The organism is Nonomuraea sp. CA-218870 (assembly GCF_050936535.1).
GTDB lineage: Bacteria > Actinomycetota > Actinomycetes > Streptosporangiales > Streptosporangiaceae > Nonomuraea > Nonomuraea corallina.
The window spans coordinates 4842350-4866375 of sequence record NZ_JBNJMN010000001.1 but is presented as its reverse complement, the minus strand read 5'-3'; the positions used below and the strand labels follow the sequence as shown (position 1 = coordinate 4866375).

Genomic DNA, 24026 nt, shown 5'->3' with positions numbered 1-24026 from the left:
CGTGGCCATGTCCGTCAAGCCGCCGGCCGGGAAACCCGCCGGCACGCCGATCAAGCACTACGGCTCGCTCGGCAGCCGCGTGTTCGACGCGCTGAACCTCGTCGTGCTCGGCGGGCTCGCGCTGATCACGGTGCTGCCGCTGCTGTACGTGGTCGCCGGGTCGTTCGCCAGTGAGTCGGAGATCTCCACGCGGCCGTTCTTCCTGTGGCCGGAGAAATTCGTCACCAGCACGTACGCCTACATCTTCGCCAACGACACCATGCTGCGGGCGCTGCTCACCACGGTCGCGGTGACCGCGGTCGGCACGGTGGTGCAGGTGGCGCTGACCTTCACCATGGCCTATCCGCTGTCGAAGCGGTATCTGCCGGGCCGGGCCCTGGTGCTGAACCTGGTGGTGTTCACGCTGGTCTTCGGCGGCGGGCTCGTGCCCACCTACCTGGTGGTGCGCGACCTGGGGCTGCTGGACAGCTACTGGGCGCTGATCCTGCCGCTGGCCATCAACCCCTTCTACCTGATCATCGTGAAGTCGTTCTTCCAGGAGCTGCCGCAGGCTCTGGAGGAGGCGGCGCGGATCGACGGCTGCAACGAGATGGGCGTGTTCTTCAAGATCGTCCTCCCGTTGTCGAAGCCGATCATCGCCACGTTCTCGCTGTTCTACGCGGTGGGCATCTGGAACGACTACATGTCGCCGCTGCTGTACATCAAGGACAACGACAAATGGACCCTGCAGGTCCTGGTCCGGCAGCTCACCAGCCCCGACGCGGCCAACGCCATCAGCGCGCTGGACACGGTCTTCTTCCCCGCCAAGGGCCTGATGTTCGCCGTCGTGGTCATCGCCACGCTGCCGATCCTGCTCTTCTACCCGTTCCTGCAGAAGCACTTCGCCAAGGGCGTGCTCATCGGGTCGGTGAAGGAGTGACCGCGGTGGAGACCCCGCTGCGCTGGCTGGACCGTCCGGGCGGGACGGCGACCGGGGTGACGTGGGGGGTCCCGTGGCCGCGCGGCGCCGTCGCCCCCGGCGTCCCCTTCGCGCTGACCGGGCCCGGCGGCGGGGAGGTGCCGGTGCAGAGCTGGGTGACGGCCACCTGGCCGGACGGCTCGGTCAAATGGTCCGCGCACGCCATCGGCCCCCGCCCCGCCGGGCCCGGCCCGGGGGAGGGGGCCGCGTACCGGCTCGTACCGGGAAGGGAACCCGCGGCGCCGCGCGTGCCCGTCACCGTCGCCCGCGAGGGCGGCCTGATCCGGGTGAGCACCGGACCCGTCACCTGGACGATCGAGGAGGAAGGGGACACCCTGGTGCGCTCCGCCCGGCGCGACGGCCGGGAGATCCTGCGCGACGTGCGCCTGGTCAGCCTGCGCCAGGACGGCCCCACCCCCGACGAGGGCGGCGCCGTCCGGAGGGAGAGCGTCACCGGACGGGTCGAGCGGGCCGTGGCCGAGCAGGACGGGCCGGTGCGCGCCGTGATCAGGGTGACCGGGCGGCACGGCGACCGGCTGCCGTTCACCGTGCGCCTGTACTTTTACGCGGGCGCCGAGGACGTGCGGATCGTGCACACCTTCGTCTGGGACGGCGATCCCGGCCGGGACTTCCTCGCGGGGCTGGGCCTGCGCGCCGGCGTGGTGATGCGGGACGAGCCGCACGACCGGCACGTCCGGCTGGCCGGCCGCGACGGTTTCCTCACCGAGGCCGTGCGCGGGCTCACCGGCCTGCGCCGCGACCCCGGCGAACCGGCGCGGCGCGCCCAGGTCGAGGGGCGGCCGGTGGGCGCGATCGGCGACCCGGAGCTCGCCGGTCGCCTCCACCTCGTCCCCGTCTGGAACGACTACACCCTCGACCAGAACTCCGCCGACGGCTACCTGCTGCGCAAGCGCACCGCCGAGGGCCACGCCTGGGTGACGGTCCCGTCCGGCACCCGTTCGGCCGGGTACGGCTACGTCGGCGGTCCCGGCGGCGGGCTCGGCTTCGGCCTGCGCGACTTCTGGCGTCTGCACCCGACCAGGCTCGACGTCCGCGACGCCGCCTCCGGCACCGCCACCGCCGCCGTGTGGCTCTGGTCCCCGTCCGCGCCCGCCATGGACCTGCGCTTCTGGCACGACGGCCTGGGCCAGGACACCTTCGCCCAGCAGCTCGAAGGACTGGAGATCACGTACGAGGACCACGAGCCGGGCTTCGGCGACCCGCACGGCGTCGCCCGCACCCACGAGCTGACCCTGCGCGCGTACGCGGCCACGCCCGCGCACCCGGAGCTGGCCGCGCACGCGGCCGCGATGAACGAGCCCCCGCTGCTGGTCGCGAGCCCCGAGCGGATCAGGGCGGCCGGGGTGTTCGGCGACTGGGCGCCGCCCGACCGCGCCACCCCGGCCCGCGCCGCGATCGAGGACCGCCTGGACTTCCTGTTCGACCTGTACGTCCGCGAGCGCGAGCAGCGCCGCTGGTACGGGTTCTGGGACTACGGCGACGTCATGCACACCTACGACGCCGACCGGCGCACCTGGCGCTACGACGTCGGCGGCTACGCCTGGGACAACTCCGAGCTGTCGCCCGACCTGTGGCTGTGGTACCAGTTCCTCCGCACCGGGCGGGCCGAGGTGTTCCGCTTCGCCGAGGCCATGAGCCGGCACACCGGCGAGGTCGACGTCCACCACCTGGGCCGGTGGAAGGGCCTGGGCAGCCGGCACAACGTGCAGCACTGGGGATGCAGCTGCAAACAGTTGCGGATCTCGAACGCCGCCTACCGCCGCGTCCACTACTACCTGACCGCCGACGAGCGCACCGGCGACCTGCTCGACGAGGTGGCCGCCGCCGAGGAGGCGTACGCGGACCTGGACCCGCTGCGCAAGGTGCGCCGGGACGGGCTCCCGCCCGGCCGGCGGGCGGAGCCCATCGGGCTCGGCGCCGACTGGGGCGCGCTGGCCGCCGCCTGGCTGACCCGCTGGGAGCGGCACGGCGACGAACGGGCCAGGGACAAGCTGCTGGGCACCATGGCCGGCATCGGCGCGCTGCCCCGCGGGTTCTTCACCGGCGAGGCCCTCCTCGACCTGGCCACGGGCCGGTTCGACACCTCCGTGGACGCCGTGGCCGTCTCGCACCTGTCGGCCGTCTTCGGCCTGCCCGAGATCTGCTCGGAGCTGCTCGCGCTCGATCTGGACGTGCCCGGCTTCGAACGGGCCTGGCTCGACTACTGCCGCCTCTACCTCGCCCCGCCCGAGCGGCAGGCGGCCGAGCTGGGCGGCCCGCTGACCGGGATCTCGTTGATCCAGGCGCACAGCCGCCTGGCCGCCTACGCCGCCGCCCGCCTGGGCGACGCCGGCCTGGCGGCGCTGGCCTGGCGCGCGTTCTTCCGCGACGAGGGCGACCAGCTCAACACCAACCCCTTGCAGCGCGAGCCCGAGTGGCGGCTGACCCGCGTCGAGGGGCCGCACGTGCCGGCGGCGGTCTGGGACGCGCCGTTCGTGAGCACCAACGACGCCGCCCAGTACGGGCTGGCCGCGATCCAGAACCTGGCCCTGATCGCCGCGCACCTGCCGGAGGACTGACGGAATCGTCGCGGGGCCGCCCGGCGTTCTGCTGTGCGCGACGCGTTACGCAGAGGTGGAGCCGCAGGCGCGGGCTCTACACTGATCGGTATGCACACTCCCGATTGACCGGCGTCGCACGCCCTCATCCCTCGTTTCCCTAGCACGGGAGTGCTTCGCCTAACATGATCATCGCTACTGACATCGAACTGCGTGCGGGCTCGCGGCTCCTCATCGAGAACGCCTCCTTCCGGGTCAACCCCGGCGACAAGATAGGGCTCGTCGGCCGCAACGGCGCCGGCAAGACGACGCTCACCAAGGTGCTGGCCGGGGAGGGCCTGCCCGCCGGCGGGATCGTCACCCGCACCGGCAGCGTCGGCTACCTGCCGCAGGACCCCCGGACGGGCGACCTGGAGGTGCTGGCCCGCGACCGCGTGCTGTCGGCCAGGGGCCTGGACGAGGTCCTGCGCGAGCTGCGCGAGGCCGAGCTCGGCATGTCCTCCGCCGACGAGCGCACCCGCGAGAAGGCGGTCCGGCGATACGGCCGCCTGGAGGACCAGATGCACGTGCTCGGCGGCTACGCCGCGGAGTCGGAGGCGGCCTCCATCGCCTCCAGCCTCGGCCTGCCCGACCGGGTGCTCGGCCAGCCGCTGAAAACGCTCTCCGGCGGTCAGCGCCGCCGGGTGGAATTGGCGAGAATTCTTTTCAGCGGCGCGGAAACTCTCCTTCTGGACGAGCCGACAAACCACCTAGATGCGGACTCAATCGGGTGGCTTCGTGATTTTTTGCGATCCCATCAGGGCGGCTTGGTGATCATCAGCCACGACGTCCAGCTTCTTGAAGCCACGGTCAACAAGGTGCTCCACCTGGACGCCAACCGGTGCGTCATCGATCACTACAACGTCGGCTGGAAGGCCTATCTCGCCCAGCGCGAGACCGACGAGAAGCGCCGCAAGCGCGAGCGCGCCAACGCCGAGAAGCAGGCCGGCGCGCTTCTGGCCCAGGCCGACAAGATGCGCGCCAAGGCCACCAAGGCCAAGGCCGCGCAGGACATGATGCGCCGCGCGCACCGCCTGCTGTCCTCGACCGAGGAGGAGCGGGTGAGCGACAAGGTCGCCCGGCTGCGCTTCCCCGAGCCGCAGCCGTGCGGGCGCACCCCGCTGGTCGCCGAGGGCCTGTCCAAGTCCTACGGCTCCCTGGAGGTCTTCACCGACGTCGACGTGGCCATCGACCGAGGTCACCGGGTGGTCATCCTGGGCCTCAACGGCGCCGGCAAGACCACGCTGCTGCGGCTGCTGGGCGGTCTGGAGCGGCCCGACACCGGAGCGATCCGGCCCGGCCACGGGCTGAAGGTCGGCTATTACGCCCAGGAGCACGAGACGCTCGACAGTGACAGGACCGTCCTGGAGAACATGCGTTCGGCGGGCGGAACGTTCACCGACACCGAGCTGCGCAAGGTCCTCGGCTCGTTCCTGTTCTCCGGCGACGACGTCGACAAGCCCGCCGGAGTTCTCTCCGGAGGCGAGAAGACCCGTCTCGCGCTGGCCACTCTGGTGCTCTCCAGCGCCAATGTGCTGCTGCTCGACGAGCCGACCAACAACCTCGATCCGGTAAGCCGCGAGCAGGTTCTCAACGCTCTGAGGTCGTATTCAGGAGCAATCGTCCTGGTGACCCATGACGAGGGTGCCGTTGACGCCCTGTCACCAGATAGGGTGATCTTGCTGCCAGACGGAACTGAAGACGCGTGGAGCGAGGAATTTTCCGATCTTGTGGCACTTGCCTGATCTTAATTTGGGTGGGTACGGATCTTTTCCCGTGGAGTAGGTAGCCGATCCCGCTGAAATGACTGATCATGGCGGAGTAACGCTGCGGAAGTCCGGCACTACAGGAGGTACTCGTGGCCGAGACACTGAAGAAGGGCACCCGGGTGACGGGGGCCGATCGCGAGAAACTGGCCGGCGACCTGAAGAAGCGCTATGCCGCGGGCGAGAGCATTCGCGCCCTGGCCGCTTCGACCGGCCGGTCCTACGGGTTCATCCACCGCATCCTCAGCGAGTCCGGCGTGACTCTGCGTGGACGTGGTGGGGCGACCCGGGGCAAGTCCAAGCGCTGACGGCCGCCTCGGAACGTGCGACCGCAGCCGCCCGTCCCTAGACAGCCAGCCGCCGCGCCCGGGCCAGAATGTGATTCTGTAGGCTCGGGCGCGACGGTTCAGCGAGAAGGGCAGCGGTGATGGCGGACGCGAAGGCGCGACAGCGTGGGGGGTACGCGGAGGAGGTTTCCGCCGAAGAACTGGCGGAGATCGGCCTGCGCTTCGAGGTGGACGGTGAGATAGCCACGGTCACCCTGAACCGGCCGGAGAAGCGGAACGCGCAGACGCTCGCGACCTGGTCGGCTCTGGCGCGGATCGGCGCCGGCTTGCCGGAGCAGGTGCGCGTGGTCGTGGTGAAAGGTGAGGGACCGTCCTTCTCGGCAGGCATCGACCTGCGGATGTTCACGAAAGAGGGAGTGCCGGGGCAGGGCTCGTTCGGTTCGGCGGGCGGGCGGGGAGAAAGCTCGATCATGGAGCTGGTCGACCAGGCTCAGCAGGGTTTCCTGTGGCTGCGCCGCCCCGAGATCGTCTCCATCGCGGCCGTGCGGGGACACGCGATCGGCGCGGGATTCCAGCTCGCGCTCGCCTGTGACCTGCGGATCGTGGCCGACGACGTCAAGTTCTGCATGAAAGAGCCCGCACTCGGGCTGGTGCCCGATCTGACCGGCACCAAGCCCCTGGTGGAGCTGGTGGGCCTGGCCAAGGCGACGGACATCTGCCTGACGGCCAGGAACGTGGAAGCCGAGGAGGCCTTCCGCATCGGCCTGGCCGAGCAGGTGGTCGCCGGGGGCGACCTCGACGAGGCCGTGGCCGGCAAGGTCGCCCAGCTGCTGTCGACCAACCGGGAGGCGGCGGCCGCGACCAAGCGACTTCTTCAGGGCGCGTCCGGGCGCACCCTGGAGGAGCAGAGAGCCGCAGAGGGCGCCGAGCAGGCCAAACGCCTCAAGGCGCTCTTCGACGCCCAGTCCTGACCGGGCCGGGTTTCGCCAGGAGCTGATGAGGGAATCGATGGACGGCCCGGCGGCGCTTTGCTGGGGGAGTGAAGGGATTTCCCCTAGATGGCGATGATGGGCGGGGGCTTCGGCCCCCACGTATGGGCCTCGCTGCGGCGCGACGGCTCGGTGACCAAACAGCGGCTCGCGCCCGGCATCGCGCGGCGTATCGCCGGCTACGCCCTGCCCTACCGCAGGCAGATCGCGGCGTTCCTGGCGCTCGTCGTGGCGGGCGCGGTCATCGTGGTGGCCAACCCGCTGCTGATGAAGGCCATCATCGACGACGGCATCCTTCCCCGGCGGACCGGCGTGGTGATCGGCCTGGCGGTGGCGATCGCCGTGCTGGCGCTCGTCGACGCCGGGCTGACGCTGGTGCAGCGATGGTTCTCCAGCCGCATCGGGGAAGGGCTCATCTACGACCTGCGCACCGAGGTGTTCGACCACGTGCAGCGGATGCCGGTGGCGTTCTTCACCCGCGCCCAGACCGGGGCGCTGGTGTCGCGGCTCAACACCGACGTGATCGGCGCCCAGCGGGCGCTGACCAGCACGCTGTCGTCCGTGGTGTCCAACGTCGTCAGCCTCGTCCTGGTGCTGGGCGCCATGCTCGTGCTGTCGTGGCAGGTGACGCTGATCGCCCTGGTGCTGCTGCCGATCTTCATCGTGCCGGCCAAGTGGGTCGGCCGCCGCATGTCCGCGCTGACCCGCGAGCAGATGCAGCTCGACGCGGAGATGAGCAGCGTCACCACGGAGCGCTTCAACGTGGCCGGCGCCATGGTGGCCAAGCTCTACGGCCGCCCCGAGGACGACGCCGCGGTGTTCGGCGAGCGGGCCGCCCGGGTGCGCGACATCGGGGTCCGCGTCGGCATGTACGGCACCGTGTTCCGCGTGGCGCTCGGCCTGGTCGCCGCCCTGGCCACGGCCCTGGTGTACGGGGTCGGCGGCGTGCTGGCCGTGTCCGACGTGTTCGAGCTCGGCACGCTCGTCGCCCTGGCCGCGCTGCTCATGCGCCTGTACGGGCCGCTCACGTCGCTGTCGAACGTGCACGTCGACGTCATGACGGCCCTGGTCAGCTTCGACCGGGTCTTCGAGATCCTGGACCTCAAGCCGATGGTGGCCGAGCGGCCGGACGCCCGGCCGGTGCCCGAGGGCCCGGTCACGATCGAGTTCGACGACGTGCGCTTCCGCTACCCGTCGGCCGAGGAGGTGTCGCTGGCGTCCCTGGAGTCGGTCGCCAAGGCGGACACCGGCCCCTCCCCGCAGGTGCTCGACGGCGTGAGCTTCACCGCCGCGCCCGGCAGGCTCATCGCCCTGGTCGGCCACTCGGGCGCGGGCAAGACCACGATCACCTCGCTGGTCTCCCGGCTCTACGACGTCACGGGCGGGGCCGTCCGCATCAACGGGCTGGACGTGCGCGAGGCCACGCTCGCCTCGCTGCGCGACACCGTGGGCGTGGTCATGCAGGACCCCCACCTGTTCCACGACACGATCGGGGCCAACCTGCGCTACGCCCGCCCCGGCGCCACCGAGGAGGAGATGTGGGCGGCGCTGCGGGCCGCCCAGATCGGCGAGCTGGTCGAGGCGCTGCCCGACGGGCTGGAGACCGTGGTCGGCGAGCGCGGCTACCGGCTGTCCGGCGGCGAGAAGCAGCGCCTGGCGCTGGCCCGGCTGCTGCTCAAGGCGCCCCGCGTGGTGGTCCTCGACGAGGCGACCGCCCACCTGGACTCGGAATCGGAGGCGGCCGTGCAGCAGGCGCTCAAGACCGCGCTGGCGGGCCGCACCTCGCTGGTGATCGCGCACCGGCTCTCCACGATCAGGGAGGCCGACGAGATCCTCGTCGTGCACGCCGGCCGCATCGCCGAGCGCGGCCGGCACGAGGAGCTGCTCGACCGCGGCGGCCTGTACGCCGAGCTCTACCGCACCCAGTTCAGCTCGTCAGGTAGCCCAGCCGGGTGAGCTCCTGGCGGGCCACCTTCTCCACCAGCTCGGCGTCGGCCGCGCGCAGCCGGGCACGCCAGCCGCCCACCTGGGGCGGCTCCGGCCCGTACAGGGCGACCTTCGGCACCCGCGTCTCCAGGAACTCCGACAGCCTGGCGGCCTCCTGCGCCGGCCGGCGCGCGAGGTCCTCGTACCGGACCGTGATGAGCCGGGCCTCCGGCAGCTCCTGGCGCAGCGCCGCGTTCAGCCGGACCGCGCTGCGCCAGCGCAGCGCGCTCTTGCCGGCCACCGGCATGGTCTTCCAGCGGTCGCGGTGCTCGTCGCGGTTGACGCCGAGGAACGCGTTGGGGAACTCGGTGTCCTCCGGCAGCATCACCGGCTTGAACCAGGCCAGGCAGGCCGGGTCGCCGAGCATGTCGGCGACGACGTCGCGGCCGTCGCGGATGAGCTGCACGAACCGCGCGTCGGGGAAGGCGCGCCGCAGCACCGGCGCCGCGTAGAGCAGGTCGGGGCTGGCGTCGCCGAACCTGGTCACCTCGCCGGCCGTCACGCACGGGCCGGTGCTGGTCACGCCGCCCGCCTCGCGGCAGGAGTCCGAGCACAGGCCGCACGAGCCGTCGAGGAGTTGCCACGACTCCGCCAGCGCGTCGCGCAGCACCCGCACCGCGCCCGAGGTGCCGCCGATCGAGGGCCGGCGGGCGAAGGCGTACACGACGTGCGCCACGCACGCGCGGCCCGTCGTCAGGTGGAACCCCGGCGCCCGCTTGAGGGCGCGGGCGACCAGGTCCGTGCCCGAGTGCGGGGCGCCGACCAGGAAGACCGGCCTGCGGACCTTGATGCCGTTGACCACGAGGATGTGGGGCGGAAGTCGCATACGAGAGGTAAGTGTGACACCGTTTTCCGGGTGATAGAGACAACCGGATTCTTGCATCCCGGCGCCACCGCCGCCGTCGTCGCACCCTCGGGACCGGTGGACGCCGCCCTGCTCAGGCGGGGGATCGAGCGCCTGGAGGAGCGCGGCGTGAAAGTGGTCGTCGGGCCGCACGCCCTCGACCGCCAGGACCTGCCCTACCTTGCCGGAGAGGACGCGGCGCGGGCGGCCGACCTGCAGGCGGCGTGGTGCGATCCGGCGGTGTCGGTGGTGTTCTGCGCCAGGGGCGGTTACGGCGCCTCCCGGCTGCTGGGACTGCTCGACTGGGACGCCATGCGGGCCGCCGGCCGGAAGGTGCTCGTGGGCTCCAGCGACGTGACCGCGCTGCACCAGGCGTTCGCCGTGGAGCTGGGCGTGCCCACCCTGCACGGGCCGATGCCCGGCAACCTGCTGCTGGGCGGCGAGCACGGGCCCGGCGCGGGGCCCGAGCCGGTCACCTGGGACCATCTGTGGGCGGCGCTGTCCGGCTCTCCCGTGACGGTCACGGGCGATCGGGTGCTGGTGCCGGGACGGGCCGAAGGGGTGCTGACCGGCGGTAACCTGTCGCTGCTGGCCGCGCTGTGCGGCACGCCCTACCGGCCTTCGTTCGACGGCGGGATCGCCTTCCTGGAGGACATCGGCGAGGAGCCCTACCGCATCGACCGGATGCTCACCCAGCTGCTGCACGCGGGGGCGTTCGCGGGGGTGCGGGGGATCGCGCTGGGGTCCTGGGTCGACTGCGGGGACCCCTATCCGGTGCTCCGCGACCGGCTGGAGCCGCTCGGGGTGCCGATCGTCGCGGGGCTGCCCGTGGGACATGGATCACCCCAGCTGAGCGTATGGCTTGGGGCTCTTGGGGCTATTGATACCGAATCGTGCTCCCTGACGGGCCCGTACTGGAACGAGGAGCAGGCAAGGTAGGACAGGAAAGGGACGAAACCGACAGAAGGGACACGGGTGCGTGCCATTCTCCGACCGTGACCGGGAGCCCGCACGCCGATCGGTCGAGGACGTGGACCTCGACTCGCTGCTGTCGCTCGTCAGCGAGTCCCTCGGCTACACCTGCGCGTTCTCCGCCGACGGTGCGTCCCTGACCATGCGCGGACCGCGGGAGATCCGGGTCAGGCTGACCGGGCTGCGCAGAGAGGCGGGCCGCCGGGCCCGCGAGGACTGGCCGACCCTGGTCTCCGAGCACCTGGCGCACGCCGTCGCCGGCGGCCCGCTCGACTACTGCGACCTGGAGCAGGTCCGGCCGCTGCTGGCCACCCGCGTGGAGGCGGCGGACGAGGTGGCCGACCCGACCCGGGTGGTCGGCCGCCACCTCAACGGCGAGCTGCTGGAGCTGCTCACCGTCGGCGACCGCCCGGTGCGGCCCGAGGAGGCCGGCTGCTGGCCGGTGCCGGCCGCGCGGGCGCTGGAGCTGGCCGTGTCCAACGTGCGGCTCGGCCAGCGGCTGACGGTCGAGTCCATCGAGCTGTCCGGCACCCGGGTCACCCGGCTCACCGCGGGCGCCCCGGCCGCCGCCACCCACCTGCGCTGGCTGGAGGACTATCTGCCGGTGCCGGCCGACGGCGTGCTCGTCGTGCTGCCCGACCCGTACACCATGCTCGTCCACCCGGTCGACGGCATCGGGGTGGTACGCGCGATCGAGCGGCTGCGCGTGCACGCGGCCCGCACCGGCGGGCTCAGCTCCCAGGTCTACTGGTGGCACGAGGGCCGGCTCGCGCTCATCAAGGCCGACATCGAGCTGCGGCAGGGCCAGACGAGGCTCGTCGTGGCCCCGCCGCCGGAGTTCGCGAAGGTGCTGGCCAGGCTGGCCGTCTAGGTCACGCGAGCTTCGACAGCGCGCGCGCCGCGTGCACCAGTGGGACGTGCGAGAACGCCTGCGGGAAGTTGCCGACCAGCCTGCCGTAGCGCGGGTCGAACTCCTCGGCCAGCAGCCCGACGTCGTTGCGCAGCCCGAGCAGCCGGTCGAACAGCTCGGCCGCCTCCTCCTTGCGCCCCTGCATGGCCATGACCTCGACCAGCCAGAAGCTGCACGCCAGGAACGCGCCCTCGCCGCCGGGCAGCCCGTCGACGTCGTTGGTGTCGGCCACCGGGTAGCGCAGCACGAAGCCGTCGGCCATCAGCTCCCTCTCGATGGCCGCGACCGTGCCGGTCACCCGGGGGTCGTCGATCGGCAGGAACCCGAGCATGGGCATGAGCAGCAGCGCCGCGTCCAGCTCCTGGGAGCCGTAGGACTGGGTGAAGGTGTTGCGGCGCCGGTCGAAGCCCTTGTCGCAGATCTCCGCGTGGATCTTGTCGCGCATCGCGCGCCACCGGTCGGCCGGGCCGGTGCGGCCGAACCGCTCGACGTACTTGACCCCCCGGTCCATCGCCACCCAGCACATCATCTTGGAGTGCACGAAGTGGCGCCGCGGCCCGCGCACCTCCCACAGGCCCTCGTCGGGCTCGTCCCAGTGCTCCTCGACGTAGTCGAGCAGGTGCCGCTGGATCGACCAGGCCCGCTCGTCGGGGGTCAGGCCGGAGGTGCGGGCGAGGTAGAGGCAGTTCATCACCTCGCCGTACACGTCGAGCTGGAGCTGGTCCACGGCCTGGTTGCCGATCCGGACCGGGCGCGAGTGCTCGTAGCCGTCCAGCCAGTCGAGCTCCAGCTCCGGCAGCCGGCGCTCGCCCGCGACCCCGTACATGATCTGCAGGTCCTGCGGCCGGCCCGCGATCGCGCGCAGCAGCCACGCCCGCCACGCGGCGGCCTCCTCCAGGTAGCCGGAGCCGATCAGCGCGTCCAGCGTCAGGGTGGCGTCGCGCAGCCAGCAGAAGCGGTAGTCCCAGTTGCGCACGCCGCCGAGGTCCTCGGGCAGGGAGGTGGTCGGGGCCGCGACGATGCCGCCCGTCGGGGAGTACGTGAGCGCCTTGAGGGTGATCAGCGAGCGGGTCACGGCCTCGCGCCACGGACCGTCGTAGGTGCAGGTGCGGACCCAGTCGTGCCACATGGCCTCGGTCTGGACGAGCTGCTCGTCCCACTGGATCTGGGGCGGCATCGGCTCGTGGGACGGGTGCCAGGTGAACACGAACGGCAGCCGGTCGCCCGCCTTCACCTCGAAGGTGGCCACGTGCGCGTAGTCGCCGCCGCGCAGCGGGATCGGGGAGTGCAGCCAGGCGGCGTCGGGGCCGCCGACGGCCTGCAGGTGGCCGCCGGTGCGGCGCATCCACGGCACGATCCGGCCGTAGTCGAAGCGGACCCGCAGCTGGGTGGACATCTCGACGGTGCCGGAGACGCCCTCCACGATGCGGACCACGTCGGGGTTGACGTCACGCGGCGGCATGAAGTCGATCACCCGGACGGTGCCGGTCGGGGTGTCCCACTCGCTCTCCAGGATCAACGTGTCGGGCCGGTAGCGGCGCCGGTCGGCGGGCCGCCGGCCCACGGGGCCGAGCCACCAGTGCCCGTTGCGGTCGTCGCCGAGCAGGCCGGCGAAGCAGGCGGGAGAGTCGAACCGGGGCAGGCAGAGCCAGTCGATGGAGCCGTCCCTGCCGACCAGTGCCGCCGACTGCATGTCTCCGATGAGCGCGTAGTCCTCGATCCGCATGGCTCGACCCTAGCCTCAATCCAGCGGGAACCAACGGGTGAAAAGTTGCGTGAGCGGGCCGATGGCGAGGGCGAAGGCGAGGGTGCCGAGCCCCGCTGTGCCGCCGAGCAGCCATCCCGCGGCCAGGACGGTGACCTCGATGAGGAAGCGGCTCAGGCGCACCGACAGCCCGAGCCGCATCAGGCCGGTCATGACGCCGTCGCGCGGGCCCGCGCCCATCCCGGCGCCGATGTACAGGACGGTGGCCAGCGCGATGGACGTCACCGCGAGCGCGACGTAGAGCCAGCTGAGGACCGGGTGCCCGGACGGGGGCAGCAGGTGGAGCGCGACGTCGGCGAAGACGCCGACGAAGACGATGTTGCTGATCGTGCCGAAGCCGGGCCGCTGCCGCAGCGGGATCCAGAACAGCATGACCAGCGCGCCCACGATGATGATCATCGTGCCGATGGACAGGCCGGTGCGCAGCGCGGCCCCCTGATGGAAGACGTCCCAGGGGCCGTTGCCGAGACCCGACCGGATCTGCAGGCCGATGCCGGCCCCGTAGAGCGCCAGGCCGCCGTAGAGGCGGAGCAGGCGGACGGGCAGGGAACCGGCGTGCGTGATGGTTGCTTGGCTCATGATGAGGCTCACCGTGACACAGGGCGGTTTGCCAATACAGAGCCAATCCCGGAAAGTGGCCTGGTGAGGTTTCTCTCCGCCGGTCAGGTGGCCCGGCTCGTCGACGTCACCCCGCACGCCCGGCCCTACTACCGGGCGCTCGCCGACGCGATGCGCGAGGCCGTCATGGGCGGGCAGATCCCGATCCGGGTGCGCATGCCGGCCGAACGCCACCTGGCCCAGACCCTCGGCGTCAGCCGCACCACCGTGACGGCCGCGTACGACGTGCTGCGCGAGCGCGGCTTCCTGGAGAGCAGGCGCGGCTCGGGGAGCTGGACCGCGCTGCCCGACCCGGCCGCCACCGCCGACAACCCGTGGCTCGCCGTCGACGGCGAGGGCCTCATCCAGCTGCACGCCGCCGCCCCGCCCGCGCCCACCGCGCTGCGCGACGCCATGCTGGAGGCCGTCGACGAGACGCCCAGGTACGGCATGGGCAACGGCTACCACCCGCTCGGCCTGCCCGTCCTGCGGGAGCGGATCGCCGCCCGCTACACCGAGCGCGGCCTGGCCACCCGCCCCGAGCAGATCCTCGTCACCACCGGCTCCCAGCAGGCCATCGAGATCGCGTTCGGCGTGTGCGTCCGGCCCGGCGACGCCGTGCTCGTCGAATCGCCCACCTACCCGCACGCCGTCGACTCCGCCCGGCGGCACGGCGCCCGCCTGGTGTCCGTCGGCGTCTCCGCCGGCGGCTGGCACGAGGACCTGGTCTCCAGCGCGATGCGGCAGGCCGGCGCCCGGCTCGCCTACCTGATGCCCGACTTCCAGAACCCGACCGGCGCGCTCATGGACGACGACACCCGCGCCGCCGTCGCCGCCGCGGCCCGCCGGGCCGGCACCGTCCTGCTCGTCGACGAGACCTGGTCGGAGCTGGCGCTGGAGGAGACGCCGCGCACCGCGCCGATGGCCGCGTTCGGCGCCGACGGCGACGTGATCAGCATCGGCTCGGCGTCCAAGCTGTGGTGGGGCGGGCTGCGCATCGGCTGGATCCGCGCCTCGGCCGCGCTGGCCCGCCGGATGGCGCTGCACCGGGCCTCGATCGACATCGCCAGCCCTGTGCTGGAGCAGCTCGTCGTGGCCGCGCTGTTCGACCGCCTGGCCGAGACCGCGGCCGAGCGCCGCCGCGGCCTGCTGCTGTCGCGCGACGCGCTCGCGGCCGCGCTGCGCGAACGGCTGCCGGCGTGGGAGTGGACGGCGCCGCGCGGCGGCGGCACGCTGTGGATCCGGCTCGACTCCGGCTCGGCCGTCGCCCTCGCCGAGGCCGCCGCCTGTCACGGGGTACGGATCGCGCCCGGCCCCTGGTTCGGCCTGGAGGGGACGCTGGACGGCTATCTGCGGCTGCCCTTCACTCAGCCGCCCCAGGTGCTGCGGGAGGCGGTCAGGCGCCTGGAGAGGGCCCGGCGGGTGGGCCGCACCGGCGCGGTCAGGGTGCCCGACGCGCTCAGCCCCATGGTGTGAGCCTCACTCGGCGACGCCTCGGGCCAGGGGAGCGCGCCAGTTCAGCCGCATCGCGGCCAGGCGCAGCCCGAAGGCCAGCACCGCCGCGCCCAGCGCCGCCGGCCAGCCGTGCAGGCCGGCCCACCACATCCCGGCCATCGCCGCCGAGCCGACCAGGGCCGGCACCGCGTACAACTGCCTGTCGTACAGCAGGGTGGGGATCTCGCCGGCCAGCAGGTCGCGCAGGATGCCGCCGCCCACGGCGGTGGTGGCCCCGAGCAGGGTGGCGTGCAGCGGGCTGAGGCCGTACTCCAGCGCCTTGACGGTCCCGACGGCGCAGAACAGGCCGAGCCCCGCGGCGTCCAGCACCAGGATGACCGGCATCACCCGGGTCACGTGCGGATGCCAGAAGAAGACCACCGCGGTCGCCGCCACCGGCACCAGCACGTAGCCCAGGCTCTGGAAGGCCACGGGGGAGACGTTCAGGACCAGGTCGCGCATGATGCCGCCGCCGAGCGCGGTGATCTCGGCCAGCACCGCCATGCCGATCACGTCCAGGCGCTTGCGTACCCCCATGAGGGCGCCGGTGAGCGCGAAGACGAAGATGCCCGCGAGATCGAAGAGTTCTGCCACGCGGGACTGTCTATCGGATGGGCGGCACGGCGGGCGTATGGTGCTCGGCCATCATCGCGCGCAGCCTGCCGGAGAAGGCGAACAGCGCCAGCCCCGCGACGATCGCCATCGCGGCCAGCAGCAGGTAGTAGGCCGGTTCGGACATCACCTGGCCGAGCCGCCCGGTCTGGCCGCCCACCGCGTCGCCCACCGACACCGCGATGAACCACACGCCCAGCATCTGCCCCTTGAAGGCCACCGGCGCCAGCTTGGTCGTCACCGACAGCCCCACCGGGCTGAGCGCCAGCTCGCCGAAGACCTGCACCAGGTAGACCAGCACCAGCCACCACACCGACACCCTGCCGCTCTGCGCCAGGTTGGCCGCCACCGCCATGATCACGAAGCTCAGCCCGACCATGACCAGCGCGAAGGCGAACTTCTGCGCCGTGCTCACCCGGTTGCCGAGCTTCACCCAGAGCGCGGCGAACACCGGCACGAAGATCATGATGAACAGCGGGTTGAACGACTGCGTGGTGGCCGCCTGGATCGGGATGCCGAACAGCGACAGGTCGGTGTTGTTCTCGGCGAAGAACAGCAGCTTGCTGGGCGCCAGGTCGTAGATCATCCAGAAGATCGCCGCGGCGGCGAACAGCCAGATGTAGGCCTTCATCCGGGTCCGCTCGTCCTCGGTCAGCTCATGCGCCCCCAGCATGATGTACGCGAAGTAGACGATCGGCACCGCCACGATCACCACCGTCATCACCGCGGTGAACCGGCCGAGCGTGAACGTGCCCGTCGCCGCCCAGACGCCCAGCGCGATCGCCGCCGCGGCCGCGCCCGCCCCGGCCAGCAGCCCGACCCGGCGCAGCTCGCGCGCCGGCAGCGGCATGCCCGGCCGTTCGCCCACGCCGCGCAGGCTGCTCCGGCCGCCGATCACGTACTGCAGCAGGCCGAGCGCCATGCCCACGGCCGCGGCGCCGAAGCCGAGGTGCCATCGGTCGCCGGAGGCCAGCCAGCCGACCACGATCGGCGCGAAGAACGCGCCCAGGTTGATGCCCAGGTAGAACAGCGAGAACCCGGCGTCGCGGCGGGCGTCGTCCTCCTCCGGGTACAGCCTGCCCACCATGACCGAGATGTTCGGCTTGAGCAGGCCGGTGCCCGCGATGATCAGCAGCAGGCCCAGCCAGACGAAGGCCGGCGAGGTCACCGGAATCGCCATGCTGATGTGGCCGCACATGATGACGAACCCGCCCCAGAACACCGACCGGCGCGGGCCCAGGATGCGGTCCGCGACCCACCCGCCCGGCAGCGCCACCAGGTAGATCAGCGCGCCGTAGATGCCGATCACGGCCTGCGCGGTCTCCTCGGACAGGCCCAGCCCTTGGTTGGCCGGAGAGGCGACCATGAACGACGCCAGGATGGCGCGCAGACCGTACCAGCTGAACCGCTCCCACATCTCGGTCCCGAACAGCGTCGCCAGACCCCACGGATGACCGAAGAACGTCTTGCCGCCGTTACTCATCCGAGCCCTTTCCGGTCGCGCCGCGCGTATGGGATCTCACTGTACGTGACGATCGTCCGGGGCTCTTGCCGCTGACCACGGCTTGTGGTGCGATGCATCCCAGTCGCGCAAGTGATTACTGACTGGAGGCGGATGCCATGGCCGACGTCCTGGAGGTGCGGGCCGAGATCGAGCGATCGATCGCCGGGCTCACCCTGTGCGAGCAGCTGAGGAAAGCCGCCGAACAGTATCCTGACGCCCCCGCCTACTCCGACCCGGACGGCGACGGGTGGAGCACCCTGACCTACGGCCAGGCCAGGCAGCGGGTGCTGGAGATCGCGGCCGGTTTCGCCGCCCTGGGACTGGAGCCCGGCGACGCGGTGGCGCTGATGATGGTCAACCGGAGCGAGCACGTGCTCGCCGACCTCGGCGCCGTGCACGCGGGCGGGGTGGGCTGCACCATCTACGGCACGTTCGCGCCCGACCAGATCGCCTTCGTCGCGGGCGACGTGGCCGCCAAGGTCGCGGTGATCGGCGGGCCCGCCGAGCTGGCCCGCTGGGAGCCCGTGCTGGACCAGCTGCCCCACCTGCGGAAGATCATCATGTTGGAGGGGGCGCCGGCCGGCGACCGGTTCATGACCTGGCAGGACTTCCTCGACCTGGGCCGGTCCCGGCTGGAGGCCGACCCGGCCGCCGTCGACGCCCGCTGGCAGGCCGTCTCCGCCGACGACCCCGTCACGGTCCTCTACACCTCGGGCACGACCGGGCAGCCGAAGGGCGTCCCGCTCACCCACGCCAACGTGTTCTACGAGGTGGCCTGCACCGACCGGCTGGCCGACCTGCCCGTCGAGGGCACCCAGATCTCCTATCTGACCTACGCGCACATCGCCGAGCGGGTGCTCAGCCTCTACCTGCCGCTGGTCAAGATCTCCCACGTGTACTTCTGCACCGACCTGGCCAACCTCGGCGCCACGCTCGGGCAGGTGCGGCCGGTGCTGTTCTTCGGCGTGCCGCGGGTGTGGGAGAAGATGATGGCCCGGCTGCTCGCGGTCCTGTCCACGCAGCCGGAGGAGCAGCAGGAGGCCGTGCGCCAGGCCATGGCCGCCGGCGTCGCCTGGGTGGAGGCGGGGCAGTACGGCCACACCATGACGCCGGAGATCGAGGCCGCGTACGAGAAGGCGGACGGCTCCCTGCTGTCGATCGTGCGCGGCATGATCGGGTTCGACCGCGCCCAGTGGACCGCCACCGGCGCCGCGCCGCTCGCCGGCGAGGTGCAGCGCTTCTTCGCCGGACTCGGGCTGAAGGTCATCGACGTGTACGGGATGACCGAGACGACGGGGGCGTTCACCGGCAACGCCCCCGGCGCCTACCGCCTGGGCACCGTCGGCCAGGCCGAGCCGGGCGTCGAGGTCCGCATCGCCGAGGACGGCGAGATCCTCACCCGCAGCCCGCTCAACACCCGGGGCTACCTCAACCGGCCCGAGGCCACCGCCGAGCTCATCGACGCCGACGGCTGGGTCCACACCGGCGACATCGGCAGCGTCGACGAGGACGGTTTCTACCGGGTGGTCGACCGCAAGAAGGAGCTGATCATCACGGCCGGCGGCGAGAACATCTCGCCCGCCGAGATCGAGAACCACCTCAAGGAGCACCCGCTGATCGGCCAGGCCCTCGCCTACGGCGACCGCCGGCCCTACCCGGTGGCCGTACTCACCCTCGACGGGGAGATCGCCCCCGGCTGGGCCCAGTCGCGCGGCATCGCCTACGAAACGCTCGCCGAACTGGCCGAGCACCCCGAGGTGCTCAAGGAGGTCGGCGGCGCCGTCGAGGCGGCCAACGCCAAGCTGGCGCGGGTGCAGCAGGTCAAGAAGTGGGCGCTGCTGGGCACCGAGTGGACGCCCGAGAGCCAGGAGCTGACGCCCAGCCTCAAGCTCAAGCGGCGGGTGGTGCACAGCAAGTACGCCGACCTGATCGAGGGTCTGTACACCGACTGAGGGCGGTTTTGCCATCCGGGGCGGGTGTCGTGGCACTGATCATGACCGGGCGGTTCCTACCGTCTTGCGCATGACCAGATGCCTTCTTCTCGCCTCGCTCTCGGCGGCGGCGCTGACCGCGACCGCCCAGGTGCCCGTCCCCGCGTTCGCGCGGGCGCCCGCCGCCGACCGGCCCGTCATCAGGGAGATCGACGTACGGCCCGCCGCGCCCGTGGTGGGGGCCGCGGACTCCGTCCGGCTGGTGATCGACGTGGTCGCCAGGGGTGTGCGCGGGCGGCACGGCGTCGCCGTCAGGGTCGAGCCGGGCGCGCCGCCGGGGCCGGTGCTCGACCCCCGGCGCCCGCCGCGGCCGCCCGAGGAGGACGGACGCGACGAGGCGCCCGGTTCCGCCCCCGGCGCGGACCGGGCGGACGAGCGCCTGCCGGACGATCAACGGCCGGACGAGCCCTGGCCGGGTGAGTTCGGACGAGAAGGGTTCGGACGAGAAGGGTTCGGGCGGGGAGAGTTCGGGCGGGGTGTGGCCACGTCGGGAAGGGCCCGGGCCCTGGGGGATACGGGTCCCGTGGGTTCGCTGGGTTCCGTGAGGGCCGTCGAGGTCCCGATGGTGTCGCGGCCCGCCGCCGACGGCTGGCAGACCTGGCGGTTCCTGCCCGACAAGCGGCTCAACCGCTACTTCCCGACCGGCACGTGGACGGTGACGGTGACCGCGAGGGGCGCCGGGGGAGCGGAGGTGACCGAGTACGCCTCGTTCGAGCTCAGGCGGGAGACGAGGCTGTCGTCGGTGCGCGCCGAGCGCGACGGCGGCGGCGTGCGGCTGTCCGGGCGCCTGAAGAGGCTGGACCCACGCGGTCGCGCCGGGTACGTGCCGTTCCGGGGACAGCGGGTGGAGCTCCTGTGGCGGCGGGACGCGTCGGGGGACTGGGAGCGCGTGGCGGAGGCTACGACCACCGCCGCCGGCGCCTTCTCCCGCACCGTGAGCGGCCGGGACGGCGGCGAGTGGCGCGCGCGCTTCCCCGGCACCGGCCACGAGGCCGCGGAGGACGCGCGGATCAGGACGGACTGAGGCGGTCCGGGCGCGGGCGTTGCCGAATCGTGATCCACTTTGCCGAAACTTTTCCTTCCCTTGACCCGTCATTGGCGATAGCGCTCTCTGCCGGGGAGCGCGTCTTCTACGGGGAAGGAAGTCACGCTCATGATGCGACGACTCGCCGCCGGACTGGTCGCGGCCGCCGCGGGGGCCGCGGTGCTCGCGGGCACGGCCGCACCGGCCATGGCCGACCCGAACGGCCGCACCCGCCTGCAGGTCGACGTCAACCCCGAGCCCGCCTGGCGCGGCCAGCCGCTGTCGATCAAGGGCAAGCTCTCGGTGAAGTGCGACGAGGACTACATCGACGGCTTCGTCTCGGTGCACCACGCCGACCACTGTGACGAGGACGGCACCTGGCACCGGCTCGGCTGGAAGCGGATCGTCATCCTCTTCAAGCCGTCCGGCGGCGGCCGCTGGGAGCACGTCGACACGGTCAAGACGCACCGCGACGGCTCCTTCCACGCCAAGGCCCCGGCCCGCACGTCCGGCACCTGGCGCGCGGTCTTCGAAGGCTCGCGCCACCTGGCGCCCTCCGAGGGCGCCGACTGGGTGAAGGTCCTGGGTCACCGCCACCGTCACCACCACTGACGGGCGGACGCGATCACACCCGGTCTCCGGCGCGGGAGACCGGGTGATCTACTTTGTAAAGGTGAAGCTCCGGTCGGCCCGGTTCCGGCGGAAGTCGCCCAGCCGCCCGAAGTCCAGCTCGTACGCGCCGACGGCGGCCGACGGCTGGGCGGTGAAGAACCCCGCCCCGTCGGCCGGTGACGGGTTCGCCAGGCCGGTCACCCCGGCGCAGGGCTGTCCGTGGTAGTCGGCCTCGTGACGCCAGTCGCAGACCGCCACGTACGTCATGAACTCGTACGCCCGCGCCACGCTCATGTGCTGCCACAGGCTGCGCGCCGGGCCGGGCGTCGGCCACTGCGTCACCGAGAAGGCGGGCACCACCACGACGTCGGCCGGCGGCCCCGCCAGGCTCCCGGAGTACCACAGGTCGGCGCAGAGCAGCACGCGCACCCGCCGGCCGCCCACGTCGAAGCCGTCCCCGATCGGGGCGGGCACGACCCCGTCGCGCCGCTCGACCCCGTACGGGTGGGCCTTGCCGTACTCGGCCAGCACCTCGCCGGCGGCGGAGACGGCCAGCCCCCGGTTGGCGGTCCCGGACCCGGCGGGGGCGTGGTGCGAGCCGCCCACGACGACGGCGCCGGCCCGTGCAGCAAGCCCGCGCAGCCGCTCCAGGTACTCCCGCCGCGGCAGGCCGGAGCCGGCCAGTTCGGGGAGTACCACCAGGTCGGCGGCCGGGGCGCCGGCCAGGAGCGTCTCGGCCGCGGTGAGGTTCGCGTGGCCGTCGGGGGACCACTGGGCGGGCTGTACGAGGAGGATCCGCACGAATCCGCTCCTTAGGGGTTTTTCCCGCATCATGCCAGGCGGCCGTTCCCCGAGCTGACGTCCGCCCGCTGAACCGGCCGGGACGATCGCGCGTACCTCCACACGTTCTGTCAGGCCATGGAGGTGTCGTGGAGCTCAGCCTTCTGCGCGCGCAGGCGCACAGCCCGTCGTACTTCTCGTTGCTGCGCGGCTCCGACGGCGAGCGTCCGCCGGTGGACTTCTGCATCCCGTGCAACCCGTACTTCCCGACGCCGGAGATCTTCGAGCACCTGGGGAAGAACCTCGAGACGATCCTGAAGTACTACCCCAGCGACGCAGGCACGATCACCGCCGAACTGTCCGCCACGATGGGGCTGCACCCCAGGACCGTGGCCATGGGCAACGGCTCCACCGAGCTGATCACCTGGATCGACCACCTGCTGGTGCGCGAGAGCCTGGCGGTCCCGATCCCCACCTTCGGCCGCTGGACCGACCAGCCGATGGAGACGGGCAAGCGGGTCGACATGTACCCGCTCCTGGAGAGCCGCACCTTCGCGCTCGACGTGAACGACTACGTGTCGTTCGTCCGCGCCCGGGGTTCCCGGGTCGCGGTCATCTGCAACCCGAACAACCCCGACGGCGGCTACCTGCCCAAGCACGAGGTGCTCCGGCTGCTCGACCGGCTCATCGACCTCGACCTGGTGATCGTGGACGAGTCGTTCGGCGACTTCGTGGACGCCGAACCCTACCCCGGGGTGGCGGCCGAGGCGGCGGTGCGGCCGAACGTGATCGTGCTGCGCAGCCTCGGCAAGAACTTCGGGCTGCACGGCGTCCGCTTCGGCTATCTGGTCGCCAACCCGGCGCTGGCCGGGAAGATCAGGGACGCGCTGCCCAAGTGGAACCTGAACGCCTTCGCCGAGGTCGTCGTGTTCATGATGAGGCAGTGCACGGCCGAGTACCAGGAGAGCCTGCGGCGGCTGGCCCAGGACCGGCGGGCCATGCACCACCAGCTGTCGTGCATGCCGGAGCTGACGGTCTTCCCGTCGCAGGGCAACTTCCTGCTGGTGAAGCTGCCGCACGGGTTCGACGGGGTGGCGCTGCGCGACCACCTGCTCACCCGGCACGGCGTGCACGTCCGCGAGTGCGGCAACAAGCTGGGCACCACCAGCCAGTTCCTGCGGCTGGTGGTGCGGCCCCAGGAGGACGTGCGCCGGCTGCTGGTCGGCATGACGCAGTTCCTGTACTCGGGGAGCCTGCACGAGGTGCCGGTGATCGGGCTGCACCACCGCCGCCCGGACTCGCTGTCCGCCTGACGGGGCGGAGCCCCGCATGCCGCGGCACCCCGCGGGAGTCGCGGGGCGCCGCGGTCTTCTCCGCACGCCGCGTGGGAGAAGATCAGGTGATCGTCAGCGGGCGGCGAAGTTCTGGGTCCAGTAGATCTGGCCCCTCGCGTTCTTCGCGGCGCCGGCGCCGATCAGGTTGTACGAGCAGTTCATGATGTTGGCCCGGTGGCCCGAGCTGTTCATCCAGGCCTGGACCACCTCGGCCGGGGTGCGCTGGCCCATCGCGATGTTCTCGGCCCAGCCGCGGCCGCCGGTGAAGCCGGCCTGCCTGATCCGGTCCAGGAACGAGCGGCCGTCCTGGGAGGTGTGGCTCAGGTAGTTCTTCGCGGCCATGTCCGCCGAGTGCCCGGCCGCGGCCTTGTTCAGCTGCGGGTCGTGCTTGAGCGCCGGGCAGCCGCCCTTGGCCCGCTCGGCGTTGGTGAGGCGGACGACCTCGTTCTCCTCGGCCGTGCCCACCGTGCCCGCGGGGGAGCTCGGCGTGGGGGTCGCGCTGCGGGTGGGGGCGGGGGTGGCGGTGCGGGTCGTGGTGGGGACCGGCTTGGGGGTCGCGGTCGCCGTACGGGTCGGTGACGGCGCCGGGGTGGTCGCCGTCGTGGTCGGGATCGGGGTGGCCGCCGGGTCGCACGCCGTCACGCGCACGGCCCTGGACTTGCCCGTGTGGCCCCGGTAGTCGGTGGCGAAGACGTAGTACGTGCCGGGCGCGCACGGCGTCGCGAGCGTGAGTCGGGGGTTGCGGCCCCGCTCGGCGCCGCTCTTGACGACCCGGTCCTTGCCGGGCACGGCGCGCAGGATGCGCATCCGTACCAGGCCGGGCCGGTGGCAGCCGCGCAGGGCGGCGGTCGCCTTGATCGTGCCGTCCTCGGCCAGGCGCGGCTTGGCCACGGAGACGCGGCAGGCCGGCTGGGGCACCGTGGCGGCGTTCGCCGTGGCGACGGGTGCCGAGAGCGCGGCCGCGCTCGCGAGGCAGGCGAGTACCCCAAGGGGTCTACGCATAC

At 72.1% G+C, this 24026-nt stretch carries 20 protein-coding genes; 13 read left to right on the top strand and 7 right to left on the bottom strand.

What is annotated here, in order from left to right:
* The first annotated feature begins 7 nt into the window (after nucleotides 1–7).
* The 6 genes from ACQEUU_RS23480 to ACQEUU_RS23455 all read left to right on the top strand — a co-directional run bounded on the left by ACQEUU_RS23480 (nucleotide 8) and on the right by ACQEUU_RS23455 (nucleotide 8553).
* A complete protein-coding gene (locus ACQEUU_RS23480; protein ID WP_433069321.1) occupies nucleotides 8–919 on the top strand; it encodes a carbohydrate ABC transporter permease in 912 nt (303 codons plus the stop codon).
* Between the two features lie 5 nt (nucleotides 920–924).
* On the top strand, nucleotides 925–3537 hold the full coding sequence (locus tag ACQEUU_RS23475) for a Tat pathway signal sequence domain protein (protein ID WP_433069319.1): 2613 nt from the start codon (nucleotides 925–927) through the stop codon (nucleotides 3535–3537).
* A gap of 164 nt (nucleotides 3538–3701) precedes the next feature.
* Nucleotides 3702–5300, top strand: a complete 1599-nt coding sequence (gene abc-f / locus ACQEUU_RS23470) for a ribosomal protection-like ABC-F family protein (RefSeq protein WP_433069317.1) — start codon at nucleotides 3702–3704, stop codon at nucleotides 5298–5300.
* 113 nt (nucleotides 5301–5413) lie between these two features.
* On the top strand, nucleotides 5414–5629 hold the full coding sequence (locus tag ACQEUU_RS23465; RefSeq protein ID WP_020547488.1) for a helix-turn-helix domain-containing protein: 216 nt from the start codon (nucleotides 5414–5416) through the stop codon (nucleotides 5627–5629).
* Between the two features lie 119 nt (nucleotides 5630–5748).
* Nucleotides 5749–6579, top strand: a complete 831-nt coding sequence (locus ACQEUU_RS23460; RefSeq protein ID WP_433069314.1) for an enoyl-CoA hydratase/isomerase family protein — start codon at nucleotides 5749–5751, stop codon at nucleotides 6577–6579.
* A gap of 87 nt (nucleotides 6580–6666) precedes the next feature.
* Nucleotides 6667–8553, top strand: coding sequence for an ABC transporter ATP-binding protein (locus ACQEUU_RS23455; protein ID WP_433069311.1), 1887 nt, complete (start codon nucleotides 6667–6669; stop codon nucleotides 8551–8553).
* Here the strand turns inward: ACQEUU_RS23455 and ACQEUU_RS23450 are convergent.
* Nucleotides 8525–9409, bottom strand: coding sequence for a sulfotransferase family protein (locus ACQEUU_RS23450; RefSeq protein ID WP_433069308.1), 885 nt, complete (start codon nucleotides 9407–9409; stop codon nucleotides 8525–8527). The genes ACQEUU_RS23455 and ACQEUU_RS23450 overlap by 29 nt on opposite strands.
* Before the next feature lie 30 nt (nucleotides 9410–9439).
* Here ACQEUU_RS23450 and ACQEUU_RS23445 point away from each other — a divergent pair, with 30 nt between their 5' ends.
* A complete protein-coding gene (locus ACQEUU_RS23445) occupies nucleotides 9440–10366 on the top strand; it encodes a S66 peptidase family protein (RefSeq protein ID WP_433069305.1) in 927 nt (308 codons plus the stop codon).
* A gap of 40 nt (nucleotides 10367–10406) precedes the next feature.
* Nucleotides 10407–11270, top strand: a complete 864-nt coding sequence (locus tag ACQEUU_RS23440) for a hypothetical protein (protein ID WP_433069302.1) — start codon at nucleotides 10407–10409, stop codon at nucleotides 11268–11270.
* Between the two features lies 1 nt (nucleotide 11271).
* Here the strand turns inward: ACQEUU_RS23440 and ACQEUU_RS23435 are convergent, their stop codons facing one another.
* Both ACQEUU_RS23435 and ACQEUU_RS23430 read right to left on the bottom strand, forming a co-directional pair.
* Nucleotides 11272–13035 (bottom strand): glycoside hydrolase family 15 protein, encoded by a 1764-nt coding sequence (locus ACQEUU_RS23435; protein ID WP_433069300.1) that lies wholly within the window; start codon nucleotides 13033–13035, stop codon nucleotides 11272–11274.
* 15 nt (nucleotides 13036–13050) lie between these two features.
* Complete coding sequence (locus ACQEUU_RS23430; protein ID WP_433069297.1) at nucleotides 13051–13653, bottom strand: YczE/YyaS/YitT family protein; 603 nt, start codon at nucleotides 13651–13653, stop codon at nucleotides 13051–13053.
* A gap of 63 nt (nucleotides 13654–13716) precedes the next feature.
* Here ACQEUU_RS23430 and ACQEUU_RS23425 point away from each other — a divergent pair, with 63 nt between their 5' ends.
* The gene (locus tag ACQEUU_RS23425) at nucleotides 13717–15147 is read left to right on the top strand and encodes a PLP-dependent aminotransferase family protein (protein ID WP_433069294.1); all 1431 of its coding nucleotides are present in this window, start codon (nucleotides 13717–13719) and stop codon (nucleotides 15145–15147) included.
* Between the two features lie 3 nt (nucleotides 15148–15150).
* Here the strand turns inward: ACQEUU_RS23425 and ACQEUU_RS23420 are convergent, their stop codons facing one another.
* Nucleotides 15151–15759, bottom strand: a complete 609-nt coding sequence (locus tag ACQEUU_RS23420) for a trimeric intracellular cation channel family protein (protein ID WP_433069291.1) — start codon at nucleotides 15757–15759, stop codon at nucleotides 15151–15153.
* Between the two features lie 10 nt (nucleotides 15760–15769).
* Nucleotides 15770–17260 (bottom strand): peptide MFS transporter, encoded by a 1491-nt coding sequence (locus tag ACQEUU_RS23415; RefSeq protein ID WP_433069288.1) that lies wholly within the window; start codon nucleotides 17258–17260, stop codon nucleotides 15770–15772.
* Nucleotides 17261–17397: 137 nt separating this feature from the next.
* Here ACQEUU_RS23415 and ACQEUU_RS23410 point away from each other — a divergent pair, with 137 nt between their 5' ends.
* From ACQEUU_RS23410 to ACQEUU_RS23400, 3 genes are all read left to right on the top strand, one after another.
* Complete coding sequence (locus ACQEUU_RS23410) at nucleotides 17398–19233, top strand: AMP-dependent synthetase/ligase (RefSeq protein WP_433069286.1); 1836 nt, start codon at nucleotides 17398–17400, stop codon at nucleotides 19231–19233.
* Nucleotides 19234–19303: 70 nt separating this feature from the next.
* On the top strand, nucleotides 19304–20296 hold the full coding sequence (locus tag ACQEUU_RS23405; RefSeq protein WP_433069283.1) for a hypothetical protein: 993 nt from the start codon (nucleotides 19304–19306) through the stop codon (nucleotides 20294–20296).
* Between the two features lie 129 nt (nucleotides 20297–20425).
* Complete coding sequence (locus ACQEUU_RS23400) at nucleotides 20426–20908, top strand: hypothetical protein (protein WP_433069281.1); 483 nt, start codon at nucleotides 20426–20428, stop codon at nucleotides 20906–20908.
* 48 nt (nucleotides 20909–20956) lie between these two features.
* Here the strand turns inward: ACQEUU_RS23400 and ACQEUU_RS23395 are convergent, their stop codons facing one another.
* A complete protein-coding gene (locus ACQEUU_RS23395) occupies nucleotides 20957–21709 on the bottom strand; it encodes a carbon-nitrogen hydrolase family protein (protein ID WP_433069278.1) in 753 nt (250 codons plus the stop codon).
* A gap of 128 nt (nucleotides 21710–21837) precedes the next feature.
* Between ACQEUU_RS23395 and ACQEUU_RS23390 the strand changes: the two genes are divergently transcribed.
* The gene (locus ACQEUU_RS23390; protein ID WP_433069276.1) at nucleotides 21838–23001 is read left to right on the top strand and encodes a pyridoxal phosphate-dependent aminotransferase; all 1164 of its coding nucleotides are present in this window, start codon (nucleotides 21838–21840) and stop codon (nucleotides 22999–23001) included.
* Nucleotides 23002–23094: 93 nt separating this feature from the next.
* Here ACQEUU_RS23390 and ACQEUU_RS23385 read toward each other — a convergent pair whose 3' ends face one another.
* Entirely contained in the window at nucleotides 23095–24024 is a 930-nt protein-coding gene (locus ACQEUU_RS23385) for a CAP domain-containing protein (RefSeq protein ID WP_433069273.1), read from the bottom strand.
* Between the last annotated feature and the right edge of the window lie 2 nt (nucleotides 24025–24026).

Coding starts and splice junctions, on each gene's coding strand:
- ACQEUU_RS23480 (WP_433069321.1), top strand. CDS start 8: ATGTCCGTCAAGCCGCCGGCCGGGAAACCCGCCGGCACGCCGATCAAG.
- abc-f (WP_433069317.1), top strand. CDS start 3,702: ATGATCATCGCTACTGACATCGAACTGCGTGCGGGCTCGCGGCTCCTC.
- ACQEUU_RS23460 (WP_433069314.1), top strand. CDS start 5,749: ATGGCGGACGCGAAGGCGCGACAGCGTGGGGGGTACGCGGAGGAGGTT.
- ACQEUU_RS23455 (WP_433069311.1), top strand. CDS start 6,667: ATGGCGATGATGGGCGGGGGCTTCGGCCCCCACGTATGGGCCTCGCTG.
- ACQEUU_RS23450 (WP_433069308.1), bottom strand. CDS start 9,409: ATGCGACTTCCGCCCCACATCCTCGTGGTCAACGGCATCAAGGTCCGC.
- ACQEUU_RS23435 (WP_433069300.1), bottom strand. CDS start 13,035: ATGCGGATCGAGGACTACGCGCTCATCGGAGACATGCAGTCGGCGGCA.
- ACQEUU_RS23430 (WP_433069297.1), bottom strand. CDS start 13,653: ATGAGCCAAGCAACCATCACGCACGCCGGTTCCCTGCCCGTCCGCCTG.
- ACQEUU_RS23415 (WP_433069288.1), bottom strand. CDS start 17,260: ATGAGTAACGGCGGCAAGACGTTCTTCGGTCATCCGTGGGGTCTGGCG.
- ACQEUU_RS23410 (WP_433069286.1), top strand. CDS start 17,398: ATGGCCGACGTCCTGGAGGTGCGGGCCGAGATCGAGCGATCGATCGCC.
- ACQEUU_RS23405 (WP_433069283.1), top strand. CDS start 19,304: ATGACCAGATGCCTTCTTCTCGCCTCGCTCTCGGCGGCGGCGCTGACC.
- ACQEUU_RS23400 (WP_433069281.1), top strand. CDS start 20,426: ATGATGCGACGACTCGCCGCCGGACTGGTCGCGGCCGCCGCGGGGGCC.
- ACQEUU_RS23385 (WP_433069273.1), bottom strand. CDS start 24,024: ATGCGTAGACCCCTTGGGGTACTCGCCTGCCTCGCGAGCGCGGCCGCG.